This window comes from Pseudomonadota bacterium, from assembly GCA_026388315.1.
GTDB lineage: Bacteria > Desulfobacterota > Syntrophorhabdia > Syntrophorhabdales > Syntrophorhabdaceae > MWEV01.
On record JAPLKA010000024.1, the window covers coordinates 42,388 to 60,401 of the forward strand.

An 18,014-nucleotide genomic window follows, 5' to 3' on the forward strand; every position below is an offset into this window, starting at 1 on the left:
GATGAGCATATCTTCCATACTGAATATTGCTAAAAATGCGATGTATGCGCAGCAGACGGCGATGCAGGTCGTGTCTAACAATATTTCAAACGTGAATACAACAGGATATGCCAGACAGGAAGCGGTGTTTAATGAAGCCGGCGCAGTAATCTCGGATGCCGGGCTTGTCGGGACAGGGGTTAGGGTGCAGTCCATCATGCAGCACTATAATAGGTACCTTGAGATGTCTGTTGCTAAGGAAAATAATGCCCTCGAAGAGCAGAAAACCTTTGAAAAATATTTTGAGCGGATTGAAGGCGTGCTTGATGAAAACAATTCAAAGCTTACCTCCAATATCGTTGCATTTTTCAACGGGTGGCACGAATTATCAGCCGACCCGTTGAGCGTTATTGCAAGGACGGATGTGGCAACAAAGGCTATAAACCTCGGAAGGACAATCAGCAACATAAGCGAAGAACTTAAAAATATGCAAATCGAAATCGACCAAAATATCGGGCAGGACGTTACAGAGATTAACCAGATGCTCAATTCTATTGCAGAACTGAACAATAAAATTTATGAGAGCGGTACAAACGAAAATTCGAGTTTTGCAAACAATCAATTACAACTATTCCGGGAGCTTTCGGCGAAACTGGACATTACATCCTTCAGGGACGGCAACGGAGGACTGACAGTGATGACCACAGGCGGCAAAGTTCTTGTGGATAGGATAACGGCTTACCAGCTTACAGCAGAAAAACAAGGTGGATTTTCCACAGTTGTCTGGAATGGAGGCTCTGGCACATCCCTTGATATTACAGATGAAATCAAGAGCGGCACATTAAAAGGTCTTTTTGATCTCAGAGACACCTACCTCGACGGTTTCCTGGGAGATACGGACGACCTGGCAAAATCTATCATGACAGAAATCAATAGTGTCCACGAGACAGGCTATAACATGAACGGTACAACCGGCATCTCATTTTTCAAGACTGTGGATGATGATTATGCAATAAATATGGATATCAGTGACGAAGTAAAGTCTGATGTAAGAAACATTGCCGTAACTTCGTCGGCAGGCAACCCGTCCGGCAACGATATTGCATTGGCTATCGCAGAACTCGGCGACAGTACGGTTACGATCGGCGGCCAGGATAGGACGTATGTTGAATTTTCTTCATCCATAGTAAGCGAGATCGGTAACCTGACGAAAAACGCAAAAGACCTCTCTGCATACCATCAAAACGTTATGACTATGGTAGAAAAGCAGCGGGACAGCATTTCCGGTGTTTCCATTGACGAGGAGATGTCGAACCTTATCAAATTTCAATATGCATATCAGGCAGCAGCCCGCCTTATCAATGTTGCGGATGAGCTTTTCCAGAGCGTACTGGGGATTGGCACATGAGAATTACGGACAGTTTGAGATACCAACTGTTTCAGTCAAGCATTAGTAATGTCCAGAAAATGCTTGACGATATAGAAAGAAAGATTTCCACACAAAAAAAGGTTAATGTACCTTCAGATGATGCCCTGAGCTTTTCAAAAAACATCGAATTGGATGCGAATGTCAGTATCTACGGTCAGTTTAACAAAAATATGGAGCAATCGAAGACGCTTGGGTCAATGTACGGCACTTCATATGAAAGCATCGGGAACCAACTGGACATTCTCTACAAAGAAGCAAATGCATACGGCACGATGGATGACGATCTGAAAAGGGCTGCCGGTGTTGAGGTTGAGGGTATCATAGAGCACCTCATCACTATAGGAAATACGAAGCTTGGAAATAATTATATCTTTGGAGGGAAACAGGCAGATGTGCCCCCGTTTCAGTTGAATAATGACTATTCAGTTGGTTTTAATGTTTCTCAACAGGCAGAGGAGGCAACAAAGATATATATCGATAAGGCGCAGACAGGAAAATATGGTGTTTCCGGGAGAACGGCATTCTACGACACCTCAAAGATTGCCTTTGGCCGTGTTGCAAATACCTATACAGGGGATATCTATTCCAATACGGATAAATTTGCATATGTTATCGATGCAACGAATAACAAGATATTCCTGAATGGGGCGGCAGTTACACTCACATCAGGTGTGTACACAGGCGGAGGTCTCGCAAAAGAGATTCAGAGTAAAATTGGTGTCACCTACTCAGCAGGGTTCGATTCGACTACCCGTAAATTTGTCATTACCAATAACACGGACGCTGCTGTGACCTTTAACTGGTCTGACGCCGGTGCTACGGCGAGAAGTGTGCTTGGTTTCGATAATATCGATTCTGTTATTGCTTCGGGCAAGACGGAGACAAGCGATATCGACACGGGTAGAAAATCATTTCTCGTGGAGACTACAACCGCAGGCGCTACAACCGGAGCCCTTGGCGCAAGGGCGGTTTACCGCTATTCCCTTGATGGAGGCGCTACTTGGACTGCAGGCGTTACAGTTAATACCGGCGGTGCCGATGAAACAACGGCGGACATCACGATAGATGCAACCAACAACACGCTCTATAGAAATGGCGTTGCCATAACCCTCGCAAGCGGAACATACACGGGCGACTCGGAGACATTCCCGGCGACATCCCTTGCAACGGAGATTCAAACGAAACTCAACGCTGTCCAGGCAGGGCATATTGTCACCTATGATGCATTAACGAGAAAGTTTAATATTACCAACAACACCGGAGATGTTGTCAACTTCAACTGGTCAAATACCGGTGCAACCGCTGCAGGCGTCCTCGGTTTTGATAACGTGGATTCTGCGTTGAGCAACGGGACAGCCGATGTCAGCGACTATGATGCAGGTATGTTTATTGACGGGGCAGGTGTTGTAAACACAACAAACAACCGTATCAAATTGCTTTTCAGCACAACAGGAAACCTTGTGGCAGGCGGAACGCCGGATACCTTTGAAGTTAAAGACTTAAGCACATTTGAATTACTTAAGAATTACAAAGATGCCTTTGAGTCCGGCAACACGGAATGGGTTTCAAAAAATCTGAAAAACCTGCAATCAGCACGGGAACTTACCACAAAAAATGCCGCCGTTGTAGCCTTCAGCGGTGTTCAGGCAGATAATCTGATAGCAGATAACAAACTAAGGGATGCAAGAATTGCTGAAACGCAGTCAAAGCTTATGGATGCCGATATGACGGAGCTTGCAACACAATTTAATGCGCTGCTCAATACATACCAGGCAATGCTCTCTGTATTAGCCAAGATGCAGTCAATAAGCATTCTCAATTATCTGAAATAGCCTCATCCTCACAAGTAAGTCGTACAGTTTCAGGAAAAATGCTTTTTATACTTTCGCAATGTTCCGCCTTCGGCAGGATTAAGGCTTGCGCAATACAACTTTCACGATGCCAAAAAAATACTAAATAAAAGATGTTTCCCCTTAAGTTTTTTCTCAATCAATCGATAATACATTCATGAAGATAAGTATTAAATCAGTACCTGCGAGGGAGGTGAAAGGAATAAAAGGAGTGGGTACAAAAGTAACAATCCCCGGCGAGATCGCCGGGAGAAAAAATTCCTAGAAAAGGAGAACTACCATGAGTAACGTATCTTTAACCACAGGCATGAGACAAAACTTATTAAGCTTACAGTCAACGAACATTTTACAGGAAATGACACAGAACAGGCTGGCTACAGGGAAGAAAGTCAACTCGGCGCTTGATAACGCCACAAACTATTTTACCGCCCTTTCTCATACAAACCGTGCAAGCGACCTTCTTGGTTTTAAGGATGCTATTTCAGAGTCAATCCAGACCATTAAGGCGGCAGACACAGCGATTAGCGGCATAACAACGCTGATCAACTCTGCAAAGGCTTTGGCTGAGGATGCAAAAGGCGCAATCAATCAGTCTTCAATGAGCCAGACTCTGACAATCAGTAGCATTACCGGACTAACCGCAGCAAGCACCTTAATGATCGGTGGTACTACATTTACAGCAGTTTTGTCTTCCACTTCACAATCGGTAGGCGATTCAAAGTTTTATGTCGGCACCACTGCGGCGGAATTGGCCACCAACCTTGCCTTTGCAATCAACACTAAAACTGAAGGCACTGATCCTATGAGCGCCACGGTATCCGGCAACGTTATCACAATTAAGAAAGACACCGTTGCTGCGATGGTCGCCACAGATATCGACCTCGGCGGCGCGACTGCCGCAGCCGTGATGACTGAATCAACTATTGGCAGCGGTGCCGAGCTTGACGCAAAGGTAGCAAAGTATGCAACCTTTATGAGCCAGCTCGATGATCTGAAGACTGATGCATTTTACAAAGGGAAAAACCTCCTTGGAGGTACAGGCGGTGGTACTAACGATATGGTTGTTAATTTTGGCAACAACCACTCACTCACTGTGGCGTCCTTTGATGGTTCCAGATCGGGCTTGTCTCTCAGCCAGACCGCTACTGGCAGTTGGGCTACGGAAGCCAATATCGAAACAGATACCGACAAGCTGGATGCAGCCCTTGTGACATTGAGAATCCAATCTGCAGATCTGTCCAGTAACCTGGCTATCGTCAACGCCAGGGATGAATGGATTAAGGGCATTGCGGCTACCCTCCAGGCCGGTGCAGACAAACTGACCCTTGCAGACAGCAACGAAGAAGGAGCCAATATGCTCATGCTCCAGACCAGACAGTCAATCAGTACATCGGCATTGAGCATGTCAGCTCAGGCTGCGCAGTCGGTATTGAGATTGTTCCAGTAACGGGTAATACAGACAAAGAAGGAGGAGGGCAAGGCCCTCCTCCCATTGCATGATCAGGAGGTGTAATCATGTCAATAGATAAAATAGGCAGTATAAATACAACTTTGTATACTGATCCCAGGGCAGTGCCAAAAAAGCAGCACCCTGTTCCGGAAAAGACAGAAAACATACCTACCGATAAAGCAGGGAAAGTAAATAACGTGGCAAAGATCAAAGACCCTCCCTTTTTTCCTATCGGAGATACATGGAGCATATTTAACGAATAAACGGGACTACTATGGCGCTGAAAATATATTTAAAACCGCAGGAACGTGTAATTATCGATGGAGCAGTCATAACAAACGGTAATACAAAGTGTGAATTGATTGTTGAAAACAATGTACCGCTTTTACGTGAAAGGGACATACTCCGCGAGAAGGATGCGGTAACCCCTTGTAAGCGGATATACTTTATGATCCAGCTTATGTATATCGACAAAAACGATCTTGCCGGGAAACACGAAACTTACCGGGCACTGGTAAAGGATGTCACAGAAGCAGCGCCGAGCACGGCAGTAGTGCTCGGGCAGATAAGCGGGCATATTTTAAACGGTGCATACTATCCGGCGCTCAAATTGGCAAAGAAGTTAATCAGGTACGAAGAGGAGGCCATGGAACATGCCAGGGGCAGGGCTTAACGCTTACAAAGAAACACAGAAGGCAACCCTGTCGGGCCGGGATCTGGAGGCATCGGTCCTCACGAAGGCAGCCCTCCTGCTCAAGTCATGCCAGGAGCAGTGGAACGGAGGAGGCCATTTTAAAAGGTTCGATGAGGCCCTGACATTCAACCAGAAGATCTGGACCATTTTCCAGGATGAGCTTGCAAGAAAAGATAACCCCATGCCGGCACAATTAAGGGCAGATATTTTGAAGCTTAGTCTTATCATTGATAAACGGATTATTGAAGTGATGAGTAACCCGTCACCTGAGAAACTTGATCTTATCATCAATATTAATCTCAATATTGCCGCAGGTCTTCGAGGCTCGCCGGCATAGTCAGATAAACACGAAAGAAGTACCCCTCAACCAAACAATACCATGGCCAAAACTGACGTTCGATTAGAAACTATATCACGTTTTCAGTTTGAGCATTCAGCTCCTCTAAAAGAACAACGGAATCCTTGAGTGTGTTGTACCCGGAGGCAACCACGCTTTTCAGGAGGAGTTTTGCATATTCGCTCCTCTCTGCCTTAATCAGTTTTTTAGAAAGGGAATGGAGTGCAATGCTGCAGTCATACCGCTTTGCCTGCATCTCTTTGAGCAGCGCAATGCCCTTACCTGTTTTTTCGCCAATGCAGTATGCAGCAGCCAATGCCCCTATGGCCGTCAGATACCCGGGTTCTTTTTTGTGTAGATTCTCCAGGACGTCAGTTGCTTCCATAATATCTCCCCAACAGATGGAGGATGTCGCAAAACCGAGCAGGGCCTCTTTTGACTGTGGATTTATGTCCCTCGCAATCCTTGCCGCAGCAAGGGCCTTTTCGAATTCTCCTGTCTCAAGATAAAGGGTTGTCATATTAAAATATGCAGTATGGTCATCAGGTTTAAACTTGATATACATCTCCCAGAGTCCAATGGCTGCCGTATATTTTCCGAGCTCACCTGCCTGTATGGCAAGCTCCCGTAGCGCCTTTGTATCCTGAAAAGACATCATCTTTTTTCTGCCCAATTCAAAGTACATCTCGGCCCTTGACGAAGATCTTTCCTGATCAAGCTTACCGTAATGGTGTATGGGGATGGTGCAGTGTCTGATTTCAATCCCGGCTTGTGCTAATGAAGGCTCCACGAATTCGTGGACCTGATTCTGGAATCGTATTCTGCTATCATTGCGAAATAGTCTGGTTTTTATCGAGGGGTGCCAGCCGGCAGCCTCTTCTTCGTCAGGGTACTCACCGCTGTTCTGGTTCCAGCCTTCAACGGACGAGTTATTCGTATAGTTTCTGGTCGTTAGTGTATACGCTACGAGTTGGGGTGTTTTCTGCCCGATAATATCCTTCAGTTTATCGTAATCACGGGATGATATGACTTCGTCCGCGTCATGGACGAGGATCCATTGACCCTTTGCAAATGATAATGAATGATTCCTTGATGTGGAAAAATCATCAGTCCACGGAAGATCATAGACCTTTGCCCCGAAAACCCTCGCGATGTCCTTTGTTCTGTCTGTGGATCCCGTATCAACGACGATGATCTCATCAGCGACGGGTATGAGGCTTACAAGGCAGCGCGCTATGTACTTTTCTTCGTTTCTTGCGATCATGCACACCGAAAGAGTACCGGTTTTCCTGCTCGAAGCGTTAATGATGAGAGAACCGATGTTTTCTCGCACGGAGAGTGCAGCAGAGAGTATTTCATCATCAATACCAAAGGTTACCAGTGCATTTTCTATTTCTTCCATTGCCTCAGTGTATTTTTCCTGCTGCAAAAGAATACCGATGAAAAGAAACGAGAGTCTTTTATTCTCAGGAAAGAGCCCACAGGCTTCCATAAATACCCTTTCCGCCCTTGAAAACTCATTTAAAGAGGCGATGGCGGAATTGTATGTTGTTGAGAAGTCCCCGGTTTCCGGTGAAAGAATAAAGCCCTTTTCAATGAGGTCCAATGCTTCCCTGTGTTCGTTGTTGTGCCATTTTATTGTTCCCATATTCACATAGGAGCCTGCGAAACAAGGATCCGCAGCTATTGCCTGTCGAAACAAAACTTCGGCTTTCTTTCGATCTTCCCGTTTAAGCGCCATTAAACCCTTGAGATTAAGAGCCCTCGCTGAATCATTTGAAAAGGAAAGTACACGATCAGCATAGTTTTCAGCTTCTTCCATGCGGCCTGTATAGTAACTACAATACCCGAGTATCTCCAATGCCCTTGCCTTGCTCCTTCCTGCTTCCGGCAACGACCGTATAGCTTCTATAGATTCTTCGTATTGTTTTTCCTCTAACAAGATTTCAGCAAGACAATAATAAAGTTCCTCCTCTTCAGGTGCGTATTTTATCCCTTCCATAATGGCCTGCACCGATTCATCGAGGAGGCCCTTGCTGTTAAAATCACGGGCGTTTTTCATGGCGACAAAAGGTGAAAGTTTTTTCCCTGTTGCGCTATGAGGGTTAAATATATCCCATTGTTCATGAAAGACTTCATTTGACCCTTTCCTTCTTATATCGCCCCGGCCAAGATACATGCAGCTATTGCCTGCAATCACAGCCTGCTGTCCTTCAACAAGCGCCCGCATACGAAAATCGTTGATTACAAAATAGGGGGCTTCTATTTGTTCGTTGAAAAGACCAATGGTATCAATTAGCTCTCTTTTGGTAAGCGCATATATACAGTCAATTTCAGAGGTTACGATATAACGATGCCGGTTGCGGTCGCCAAAAGCCCTCGCGTATTCCTCAAAATCCTTGAAAGACATTTGCTGAGTCTTGGGAATCTGCTGGATGCCGATTGCACGATTTGACATGGGGACGGTTATCCCGTACTCCGGGCGTGCATCCATGCACTCACGCATTTTCTTAAGGGACCCTTTAAGCATGACCGTGTTTCCGTCGAGAATCAGGACATATTGCCCGGTGGCTTTTTCCAATGCCATGTTGCAACTGGCGGCATAGTTGGCGTTTTTTGCAGTGCCTATTATCTTGCAATGAGTATTTATGGCAATAAATTTGTTCAGCCACGCAGGCGTTTTTAACGAACCGATTGTGGCGAGGATAATTTCATGTGGTTCAGTAACATGAGCACGGATTGACTCAAGGCATCGCCTTGTATTATCGTTGAATTCAGATACCGGGATGATTATTGATGTCAGCCCTGGAACCATTGTGGTTTTGATCTTTTTGGTTTTGATCTGCTCATGATTCGTAGCGAGTTGTCCTTTTTTCGTCGCTACATTGGCATCCCTGCAGTCATTGTCGATTTTGTTGGTCACGACCTGAGCTGGACGGACAGGTTCCCGCCTCTCATAGCGGGCAAACCAAATGCTGGTACCTCCGATTACCCCATGCTCAACCGGGGGCGTGCCTGAAAATATCAACTCGTGGACCGCCCGGATCACGTCCACCCCACCGGTGTGATAGTCATGCCCGCAGATGATGCCGCCAGGCTTGATACATTTTAGCGCAGCGGTAATGTCGCGCCGGACATTCTCGTAATCATGGGCTCCGTCGACAAAGATTAGATCGAAAAATAGCTCAGGCAGGATGCCGGCAAACTGTGCCGTCGAGCCTCGCAGAATCCTGATTTTATCGCCAAATTGCTCCACATTGCGCAGAAAGTCTTCGAATATTGCGAAATCGCTGTGTGGCAGAAGGTCTGCAGTGGCATCCAGTTGCCGGATACCCTGCTCCATAAAATCCCGCCAGACATCGAGGCAATAAAGCTCCATGCCGGTATCGCGCATGGCGTAGCCGATGGCGTTGGTCGACCTCCCCCGATACGACCCGATTTCCAGAATCTTTGCCGAGTTCGGCAACAGTTTGATCAGCCGATGGAGCGAGAGGACTTCCGCCGTTGTGAACCAGCCGCCGATGGGCTCGATGGCGCCGAGAACCGTGATCTCAGATGCAGTGAGCGGTACTGCGGCCAGTTTGGCAAGTGATAACTCGCGGTTGTCGTCATGGGACAATATAGACCTGGGCACATATTTTTCTAAGATTGAACGTTCATACAGAGGCGAATAGTGTTTGCTCTTATCGAATTTCCGGGATAATATTTCTGCAATGTCATAAGGAGAACCGTAGGGGAGATCTTTCTTAATACCCCACTTTTCCTTAAACATCTCCCATGCACCCAACATTAATTCGTTATATTGATTATCTCCTCTTCCCTGAGGGCCGCCGGTATGATGAATAAAGATATCATCTGCAATCAAAAGCTTAAATCCCGCAACCTGGGTGCGGAGTGAATAATCATCATCATCAAATCCAAACAGCTTGCCAAAATTGGGGTCTATGCAACCAATTTTATCGATCACTTTTCTGGAGATGAACATACAAAAACCGATCAGGCGAATTGTTTGTGTCACGTGGTCATGATTCTGACTGGACCACGCTTCGGCAAATGTCTCCAATTCGACGATATTATGGTAAGAAGCATTGTTAACGATCTGAGGCCCGGAAACATAATTCGATCTCGGCCCGATAATCCCCACCTCAGGATGATTTTCCGCGTGCTTTATAAATTTACTCGCCCAGCCTTTTGTGACTATCGCATCATCGTCCAAGGAAGCAATATATTTCCCCCTTACCAGCGACATCGCTTGTGCCCGGGCAGGCGAGTAGCCTATATTCGTGGGGTTTGCTATTACGACAGTACCGGGAACCGTTTTAACATAATCCAAGGATCCATCATTTTTTGCATTATCGACAACCACAATTTCGTGACTTTCGGGAGTATTCCTTTTAATGGATTCTACACAGGCCTTAATATGATCGATCCCGTTGTAACTGATGATCATAATGGATAACAGCGGGGTTGCCTCAACACATTTTGTTGCCATGTCAGCCCATGTCCATCGTGAAAGCGCTTGTGTTTCCATCCCAAGCTTTTCGCGGGCCTCGGCAACGGGAAGAGAAATCCATTCCTTTGCTTTAATATAGTCTGAGGGTACAGGGCAATGTGTGCGTCGTGCAAAGATTTCCACTATATGATCATAAAGCCCCTGGCAAGAGTACTTGCTGAGGTTTCCCGCTTCTACCCATGTATCTATGTTTGCAATGTATTGAAGATACTCCGATTCACTCATCAACATTAAATAATTGCTAAGGTCTTGGTAAGTCGAGAACGATCGCATATCAATAAAACACGAAGAAGGAATGTAGTCTTCGATATTTGTGCAACCGAGATAGATAGGTACGGTTCTGGTCTCAAAGCAATCGAGCATTTTTTCAGAAACATACCCGCGCGAATATTCTGGATGATTAATATTTTCGAATGCAACTGCAAATTTATACTTTGCCAATGTCCGATATTTTGATTCTTTGGTAAAACTTGATCCATCCATCAGTGCTCCGCGATAGTTGGGCAAGGGAAATGGAGGATATCCATACACATCGAACGCAAGCTGAGAGTGTTCACCAAACCAGCGTGCAATTTCCAACCGCTTGGAATAAAGCTCTCCTTCAACCGCCGACTGTTTATACCCTGCAATCATACAGATCGCTTGCTGCCTATCCCGCAATGGATATACGACCTCCCGTTCATCCTTGTTTTCGATGGCAGCCGGATAATGAGCCCAACCCAACCGGGGGGTGAGGATGTAAGAAATGTTTTTCTCTTCAGACGCGAGTGCTTCATAATAGGTTACTATGTGGTCGAACTCCTTCCACACGGCCTCATGAAACTGTCCAGGTAACACAATGATGGGTTCCCCTAAAAGAAGCACGCTAAAACCTGGAATTATGCCGGTATAACTAAAGGCGTCCCAATAAACGTAGATATCGCACCCAATAATTGGTTTCGCCGACCATATTACCGTCACAGAACCGCGGCGAAGAGACTGGGTGTCATCAGCTCTCAAATGTGCATAGACGATATTAATATCCATTTTTCTCCTATCAGATATGTGCCATATAACGAAGCAATTCGTTTCAGTCGACGATATTTTGCTGGTGCCTACTTAAATAACTCGATACGGTGAATAGATCGTATAGAATTTATACAACTTCACTAATTCACGAATCCCTTCGTCAAGTGTTTTTTGAGCCTTAAAGCCGAGATCGCGGATTTTCTTGAATGAAACGAGAAAATTGCGTACATCAATATCCGGTAATGAAGAGTCTATAATCTCATGAGCAATATATTGATTTATTGCTTTTGCAATGTCCGCTTTGGAAAAGTTCAATTGTTCGTCGCCTACATTGAAAACTTGCCCTTTCATTTTGTCTGCATGATCCAACGCAAAGAGATATCCGTTGATTGCATCCTCGATATGCACAAAAGTTCTTTTTGATTGTGCAGCAAAGAGCACCACAGACCGATCATGTACTGCTTTGTAGCAAAAGTCATTGACCATCAAGTCGTCCCGCATTTTGGGGCTAAGGCCAAAAACAGTCGCAAATCGAAGCGCAATTGAATTTTTTCTCTGCATGATGCTACGTTCTGCTTCATATTTCGTACGACCATAAATGCTCACTGGCTGCACCGGAGTATTTTCATCACATTCTGTCCCTGAAGCGCCATAAAATGAGGTGGTAGAGGCATATATTAGAAGCTGCTCATCAGACAGCAATGTTACCAAGCGACGCGAGGCATCAATGTTAATCATCTCGGCAGAATTGGGGTTGGCAGCACAAGCAGGCATACCACTAATTCCAGCCAAATGATAGATCGTATCGTACCCTTTGACAGCCTCATGATTGAGATTTCGAATATCCATCGGCATAATCGTTAGGTTCGGATGAGAAACAATATGCAAAATGGAGCCATAACCGAACATAAAATTATCAAGGATAGTTACCTTATGGCCACGCTCCAAGAGCTTCGTAACAAGTACGATGCCTTTGTAGCCTGCCCCGCCCGTCACAAGTATGCGTGATTGTTTCATGTATGACCTCCCCTATGTATAGGTTTATTCGTCATTCTTAATCAATAATTATATATGAACCACGTACATAATTCGGATATCTTTTAATTGCATAATTCCGAAGTCCCAACACCTCCTTGACCGCAAGTGTCTCACCCGGAAACGCATGTTCATTCAGCTCGTCGAAGCCAAGCACTGTTCCGCGGGTGATACGATCACGGATTGCATGCAAGCAGGATAATGTTGGTTCATAAAGATCCATATCGAAATATGCGAGTGAGATAATTGACTCAGGGTTTTGCACGAAGTAGTCAGGCACAGTAGCACGGACATCACCTTTTACGAGTTCAAATTTCTTCATATATGAAAGTGGACTTTCCATTTCTTGTTGTATGAGAACTGTATCCAAATAATTTGCGTAGTTTGGAGTAACTCCATAGTTATGCGGTACTACCGCCGGATGCTTTCCGTCCGCTTCTGAAGCTGGAAGAAAACCTTCAAACGTATCAAATCCAACAACCTTGCGCAACCGATTGAATGGTTCGTAGATCCCACGAAATGAAGTCCATAGCACAAGATTTTGTCCCCACCTGCATCCGAACTCTACCAAAATCCCTTGCACTTCAAGTGCCCGTCGATATAAAAAATCCATGAAGAGAATTCTTGACAGAGTTTGAGGCGTCAAAAAGAGACCAAGATTCGATAGAAATTCTTTTTCCGGAATCGGACACGATCTAAGAAGCGTATTCAACTCTTTGCGGTTGTCCACATCTTTGTTCTCGCCGAATGTTATTGTGTTGTGACTTACTGTCGTTTTCGTTTTCATAGCTATCGTCCTTCGCACGGCTATTTGTTGGGTTTCCAGACCACTAACGAGTGCCCTTCGATGTAGTATGAACCCGTGTAGATTCGTTGTTGTCGAATAATGGTAATGCTTCCTTGCGCTTCAAGCTCGCGTAAGCGTGTGAGAAATCCATAAAGATAGTTCCTTTTCCGAAAATAGAGGATCGACAGGCCATCTATCAGCGAATGTATGTCGAGGAGCTCTTCGATCGGTTCAAAATGTAAGCATATATCGGGTCGTTTTCGAATCAAGAATTGAAGAAATGGTTCGAATTGATCACCAAGCTGCTCAAGTGCTGCGACGGTATAGATGCAGCTTCCCAATTGAACCTCTAAAGATTCATCCGGCTCAAAGAAATTGAACTGTCGTCCTTCGATGTTCGTTTCAATTCCAGCATCCGCAACACATTGAATAATATTCTGGGATGTGTTCGTCCAATCAAGACCGATCAAACGTGCCGTGGAGTTAATCACGCGCGCGCGAAGCAGATGATAGGCTGGACCGCATCCAAATTCATAGATAGCTTTCGCATTTCTTCCGTAGGAATACAACGCCCAATCAACAAACAACGCAAGGATGTGATAATCAAAATTTTGCGAGATGGGACGAATAATTTGTTGTTTCCAACGCGAGAATGTGTGCTTGCCGTAGTATTTCGGTATTAATGCCAAGCGTTTAGGATCACGCATGACCAAATCAAGGTTTTCCTGCCAACCTCGCTCCCAGTCGCTGAGCCGGTCTTTCCCTGCTGAGGGCATGTCAAGGTGCAATAAATCTCGAACGACATTCAGAATGTAACCGTCACGCTCTTCAGGAGTAAGAGATTGGTACTGTAAGAGAGCCGTCCGACAGCGATTCTGCAAAAAGTTCGGCAGCGGCTCACCAATGATTTGTTCAACATCTTCCGGCAAGATATTATGGACATTAATCATGTACGATAATCACTCCACACTGTATAGATTTTTTTGCCATTCGATAATGTTTTTCACACCTGTTTCTAATCCTACAAATTCTCTCTCTCCAAATTCAGAAGTATATCTGGCGATGTCCAGTTGCACAACTTCTGGAGCACATGAGTCACCGCCGCCTCCGTGATGAGGGAAAATCACATTCACATTGACGATTTTTCCCACAAGCCGGGCAAGATCAGCAATTGTCACACTCGAAACCCCTCCGACATTGTACACAGATTCTTTTCCCTCCAAAAGTATGCGCAACATCATATTAACTGCATCCGACACGTAGCAATACGTGCGCTTGGCTCCCCCATTGTCCAATAATGCGATCTCTTTTTGTAAAAGGGCTTTTTCTACAAAATTATTGATGACTCGCCTATCTCCACGCCTTGTCCCAGGTCCGTACGCCAGACTCAATCTTGCGGATGTGGCAGAACAACCTTTATTGCGATACACATTAACCACAGCTTCTCCGCATCGTTTTGCCTCTATATAGCATGCTCGCGGATGATCAGGCGTTGTCGATCCCATTTGCGTTTCTGAAAACGGCGTAGTCGTTAAACCGCTATACACTTCACTGCTGCTGATGAATAAAAAATTCCCGTTTTTTTTGAGCATTTTTTCCAATAAAACGGAGGTAACGTATGTGTTTAGTTTTATGGTTATCTCCGGATAATCCATGAACATACCGGGTTGACCATAGGTTGCTGCATGAACGATCAGGTCGGCTGGTGGAAGGTTGCAAACGAAGGCTTCCTTTGCCAAATTACCCTGGATAAATTGGATCGCATTGGCATTTGATAGGCTGGTAAGGTGTTCAGGGATACCTCTGTTCACAATCGCAATTACTTTTACGTTTACGCACAATACTGTCTGAAGATAGTGCAAAGCGTAAAGGAAATGCGTCCCGATGAGACCTGATGCACCAGTAAGAAGCACTGTCCTGTTCTCTAATTGATCTATTGCAACATCAAGCGAACAGTTTTTGCCGTCCGATGCTAATACGTCACATTTTAGCATTAAAAAAACCCTCTAACCTTGTCTTGATGCCTGCAACATCTAATCCGCAAGCAACATCTTGTTCAGAAGCCAATCCATAATTTATCAGAAATTTTCTGGGCACGCCAACTGACAACATATTTATTGATTTCCCTTGGAGGGAAGACACAATATCATGGCTCATCGTTCCTTCATAGAATGGCTCGACGACGGCGATCTTTCCTTTTTGGAATGTGGAAGAGAGTAATGCAGCATCGAAAGGGGACAATGTTGTGTAATACAATATTGTCACATTCACATTAATGCATGCATTCACAACCCTTTCCAACATCGGCCCGATTGCAACAACAGTTCCGTCTCTCCCTTCACGAATCTTCGTCCCTCGGCTAAAAGTGACAGGGACGTCCAGAGCGTGCCCCTTCTCCGTCAATCTGAAATAGTTCGGATTGTGTCCAGAATATGCAGCTCGAAACAGTACATCGAAATCTCTGTCGCTACCGGGTACGATAATATTCATTCCTGGAATTGTTTTTAATAGCGAAATGTCGCCAGGACAGTGGTGTGTACACCCTAATGCCGCATAATCATAAGAGGCCCCAACACTTACGAAGTTTCCACCAAGCCCCTGATAGCAAAAGTCGATTTTTAATTGTTCCAGACTCCTCTCGATTAAAAACGGTGCAATTGTATGGACAAGAGGTATAAGATCTGTTTTCGCCAGGCCAGCAGCAAGGCTGATGGTAGACTGCTCGAGAATCCCGATATTGTAAACACGGTCCGGATATTGTTCAAAAGCCTTTCGAAAGCCAAAAACACCGATATCACCGAGCAGCAGCACCAAGCGATCATCCTGCATTAAAATGTTTTCTATCGTATCCGTAAACTGTTTCCGCATGCTCATGAAAGTCCCTCTAAAATTCCATCGAGTTCCTCTTTGTTCGGTGACTTGTGATGCCATTCCGGATTATTTTCCATCGTTTTGCAACCATATCCTTTAATGGTTTCGGCAATGATTGCGGCGGGCCGTTTTTTATGAGCCTTCGTCAGCGCACGGTATATTTCTTCATGGTTATGTCCATTAATAATGGCGCTTTCCCACCCGAAGGCGCGAAATTTTTTCGAAAGATCGCCAACTTGTAATGCCCTGTCGGTTGAATGGTTATAATCGATGATACAACATAAATTCGATAATCTATGGTGTGCTGCTAAGAGCGCAGATTCCCATATGGTTCCCTCATTGCACTCACCGTCACCAATAAGGGTAAAAACCTTGCAATTTTTTTTCTGTATCTTAAGACCCAGGGCAATACCGATAGCCATGGGGAAACCGTGCCCGAGGGATCCTGTTGATGCTTCAATGCCAGCTATTTTATTACAGTCGGGGTGCCCGCCAAAGGCACTTTCGTAGCTCGCAAAGGTATCCAGATCGGCATAGGGGAAAAAGCCTTTCTCAGCAAGGATGGTATACAATCCGAGAGTGCCATGACCCTTACTCAGTATAAACCTATCTCGATCAGGATTGCCGGGATGAATCGGATCAATATGAAGAACTCCGTCGTAAAGCACCCAAAGTATATCGAGAATAGATAATGCGCTTGGGATGTGTCCTTCGCCGGCATCGGCTGACATTGTTATAATGGATCGTTTCATTCTATTCATTTTGAGCCGAAGTGCTGCGTTATCATACTCGATTTGCAAATGTTTAAAGGAAACTGAAGGACTATTTTCATGAGACATTAAGGAACCTCGATATTATGCTGTGCCATATTACACGAACCTCTGTTTTTCTTCCTGTTTATACATGATGTTCCACATCTGAAACTGTTTTTTAGCACACCTGCTATATTGTGCAAGACAATTCTCTGTTTTTAGACGGTACATCATGGAAGATGTTGCAAATTCAATGCCATGTAGGAAAGACCATTGTCAGATAATTATACTCTTTGTATTAAGCTTGCTTCCAGGTATTGAAACAAATGCTCCAGGCATATTTTGCGTGTCTGATCACAAAACAAGATGTATCTCTTTGCCATTATTGATACCTACAACAGAAAGATTATCAGGTGGCATCTCTAACGCCGCCGTCAATAAGATGACAAAATGCATGAGACTATGACTCTGATTATAGTACTCAGATAACAAAAAAGTTTTGCCTAAAATATGCATTCGGTAAGTTGATTGACATGTGGCATCCTTAGGTTCAATGTGTAACGTTCAAGATTGGAGCAACCGGGTGCTGAAAAACGGGAACCAATTGGTTTTGTAAAATGGGGTTGAGCGTCGCGGGGAATCCGCAGGTAGTGGTAATATGGCTTTATCGACGGGTTTGAGGCGGCGATCCTTGAGCTTCTGCGAGGTAGGGGCGGTTAAGTCTACAAGAGTATCCCTGGGGTCGGACCACGTTAAGTACTTAATATTCATATATTATAGTCCAAAAGATACCCGTGTGTCAGCGAAATACAAATGCGTTGCACAGGGCAGGTCTGTTTTCAGGGCTTACAACACTGTTTTCTATGGCAAAATAAAAAGTATGATAGCACATGGATGAAGGCCCGTTAGAACTGCTTCGGTCGGTCGGCCTGCTTTAAAATTCCATTAGCCGTGTGGCGCGACTTGATTTTACTATCTACAGGAAAACGACGGTTTGTCATAGTACTATATCATATCTCATGGTCACCGCCGCCCTGCCTTTCAAAGTGACGGTTGTTTTACAGAAGTATCCTTTTGATAGCAGGGGTGTAATCAGCCGTTTCCCGGAATGCATACCCTTCATAAATGGACATATCCGTTGTGAATTTATTTTTTCATGACAATGTCGCCTACCAATTTCGCGTTCCTGTTCTATCGGTCCGGTTCAGTTTCTTCCAGCCCTCTCGACATGTTCCGCGATTTGCTTTGTGCAGGATTTAAGTAATTTCATTCCGGTGCGATAATATGAACAAGCTATTGCAGCTACTGT

Annotated in this window: 13 protein-coding genes and 1 pseudogene; 6 read left to right on the top strand and 8 right to left on the bottom strand. The window is 44.9% G+C overall.

The window, feature by feature from the left end; translation table 11 throughout:
• Position 1 precedes the first annotated feature (1 nt).
• The 6 genes from flgK to flaF all read left to right on the top strand — a co-directional run bounded on the left by flgK (position 2) and on the right by flaF (position 5,739).
• The gene (gene flgK / locus NTX75_02360) at positions 2-1,387 is read left to right on the top strand and encodes a flagellar hook-associated protein FlgK (GenBank protein MCX5815072.1); all 1,386 of its coding nucleotides are present in this window, start codon (positions 2-4) and stop codon (positions 1,385-1,387) included.
• The gene (locus tag NTX75_02365; protein ID MCX5815073.1) at positions 1,384-3,240 is read left to right on the top strand and encodes a hypothetical protein; all 1,857 of its coding nucleotides are present in this window, start codon (positions 1,384-1,386) and stop codon (positions 3,238-3,240) included. Before flgK ends, NTX75_02365 begins: the two co-directional genes overlap by 4 nt.
• Before the next feature lie 298 nt (positions 3,241-3,538).
• Positions 3,539-4,705: a hypothetical protein gene (locus NTX75_02370; GenBank protein ID MCX5815074.1), complete on the top strand. Its 1,167-nt coding sequence runs from the start codon at positions 3,539-3,541 to the stop codon at positions 4,703-4,705.
• 68 nt (positions 4,706-4,773) lie between these two features.
• Complete coding sequence (locus NTX75_02375) at positions 4,774-4,971, top strand: hypothetical protein (GenBank protein ID MCX5815075.1); 198 nt, start codon at positions 4,774-4,776, stop codon at positions 4,969-4,971.
• A gap of 11 nt (positions 4,972-4,982) precedes the next feature.
• Positions 4,983-5,381: a flagellar biosynthesis repressor FlbT gene (locus tag NTX75_02380; GenBank protein ID MCX5815076.1), complete on the top strand. Its 399-nt coding sequence runs from the start codon at positions 4,983-4,985 to the stop codon at positions 5,379-5,381.
• Positions 5,362-5,739, top strand: a complete 378-nt coding sequence (flaF, locus tag NTX75_02385; GenBank protein ID MCX5815077.1) for a flagellar biosynthesis regulator FlaF — start codon at positions 5,362-5,364, stop codon at positions 5,737-5,739. Before NTX75_02380 ends, flaF begins: the two co-directional genes overlap by 20 nt.
• A gap of 70 nt (positions 5,740-5,809) precedes the next feature.
• On the opposite strand, the gene NTX75_02390 is transcribed toward flaF, so the two are convergent.
• From NTX75_02390 to NTX75_02425, 8 genes and pseudogenes are all read right to left on the bottom strand, one after another.
• Positions 5,810-11,278, bottom strand: a complete 5,469-nt coding sequence (locus tag NTX75_02390; GenBank protein MCX5815078.1) for a glycosyltransferase — start codon at positions 11,276-11,278, stop codon at positions 5,810-5,812.
• A 72-nt stretch (positions 11,279-11,350) separates the two neighbouring features.
• Positions 11,351-12,277: an NAD(P)-dependent oxidoreductase gene (locus NTX75_02395; protein MCX5815079.1), complete on the bottom strand. Its 927-nt coding sequence runs from the start codon at positions 12,275-12,277 to the stop codon at positions 11,351-11,353.
• A gap of 37 nt (positions 12,278-12,314) precedes the next feature.
• On the bottom strand, positions 12,315-13,082 hold the full coding sequence (locus NTX75_02400) for a crotonobetainyl-CoA--carnitine CoA-transferase (protein MCX5815080.1): 768 nt from the start codon (positions 13,080-13,082) through the stop codon (positions 12,315-12,317).
• Between the two features lie 20 nt (positions 13,083-13,102).
• A complete protein-coding gene (locus NTX75_02405; protein MCX5815081.1) occupies positions 13,103-14,032 on the bottom strand; it encodes a hypothetical protein in 930 nt (309 codons plus the stop codon).
• 9 nt (positions 14,033-14,041) lie between these two features.
• Positions 14,042-15,076, bottom strand: coding sequence for an NAD-dependent epimerase/dehydratase family protein (locus NTX75_02410; GenBank protein ID MCX5815082.1), 1,035 nt, complete (start codon positions 15,074-15,076; stop codon positions 14,042-14,044).
• A complete protein-coding gene (locus NTX75_02415; protein ID MCX5815083.1) occupies positions 15,063-15,956 on the bottom strand; it encodes a hypothetical protein in 894 nt (297 codons plus the stop codon). Before NTX75_02415 ends, NTX75_02410 begins: the two co-directional genes overlap by 14 nt.
• Positions 15,953-16,705, bottom strand: a complete 753-nt coding sequence (locus NTX75_02420) for a transketolase (protein ID MCX5815084.1) — start codon at positions 16,703-16,705, stop codon at positions 15,953-15,955. Before NTX75_02420 ends, NTX75_02415 begins: the two co-directional genes overlap by 4 nt.
• Before the next feature lie 905 nt (positions 16,706-17,610).
• Positions 17,611-17,838: pseudogene (locus tag NTX75_02425) on the bottom strand (type II toxin-antitoxin system HicA family toxin).
• Between the last annotated feature and the right edge of the window lie 176 nt (positions 17,839-18,014).

What these genes read in the sequence shown, in the direction of transcription:
- flgK (MCX5815072.1), top strand. Translation starts at nt 2, where the DNA reads ATGAGCATATCTTCCATACTGAATATTGCTAAAAATGCGATGTATGCG.
- NTX75_02365 (MCX5815073.1), top strand. Translation starts at nt 1,384, where the DNA reads ATGAGAATTACGGACAGTTTGAGATACCAACTGTTTCAGTCAAGCATT.
- NTX75_02370 (MCX5815074.1), top strand. Translation starts at nt 3,539, where the DNA reads ATGAGTAACGTATCTTTAACCACAGGCATGAGACAAAACTTATTAAGC.
- NTX75_02375 (MCX5815075.1), top strand. Translation starts at nt 4,774, where the DNA reads ATGTCAATAGATAAAATAGGCAGTATAAATACAACTTTGTATACTGAT.
- NTX75_02380 (MCX5815076.1), top strand. Translation starts at nt 4,983, where the DNA reads ATGGCGCTGAAAATATATTTAAAACCGCAGGAACGTGTAATTATCGAT.
- flaF (MCX5815077.1), top strand. Translation starts at nt 5,362, where the DNA reads ATGCCAGGGGCAGGGCTTAACGCTTACAAAGAAACACAGAAGGCAACC.
- NTX75_02390 (MCX5815078.1), bottom strand. Translation starts at nt 11,278, where the DNA reads ATGGATATTAATATCGTCTATGCACATTTGAGAGCTGATGACACCCAG.
- NTX75_02395 (MCX5815079.1), bottom strand. Translation starts at nt 12,277, where the DNA reads ATGAAACAATCACGCATACTTGTGACGGGCGGGGCAGGCTACAAAGGC.
- NTX75_02400 (MCX5815080.1), bottom strand. Translation starts at nt 13,082, where the DNA reads ATGAAAACGAAAACGACAGTAAGTCACAACACAATAACATTCGGCGAG.
- NTX75_02405 (MCX5815081.1), bottom strand. Translation starts at nt 14,032, where the DNA reads ATGATTAATGTCCATAATATCTTGCCGGAAGATGTTGAACAAATCATT.
- NTX75_02410 (MCX5815082.1), bottom strand. Translation starts at nt 15,076, where the DNA reads ATGCTAAAATGTGACGTATTAGCATCGGACGGCAAAAACTGTTCGCTT.
- NTX75_02415 (MCX5815083.1), bottom strand. Translation starts at nt 15,956, where the DNA reads ATGAGCATGCGGAAACAGTTTACGGATACGATAGAAAACATTTTAATG.
- NTX75_02420 (MCX5815084.1), bottom strand. Translation starts at nt 16,705, where the DNA reads ATGAAACGATCCATTATAACAATGTCAGCCGATGCCGGCGAAGGACAC.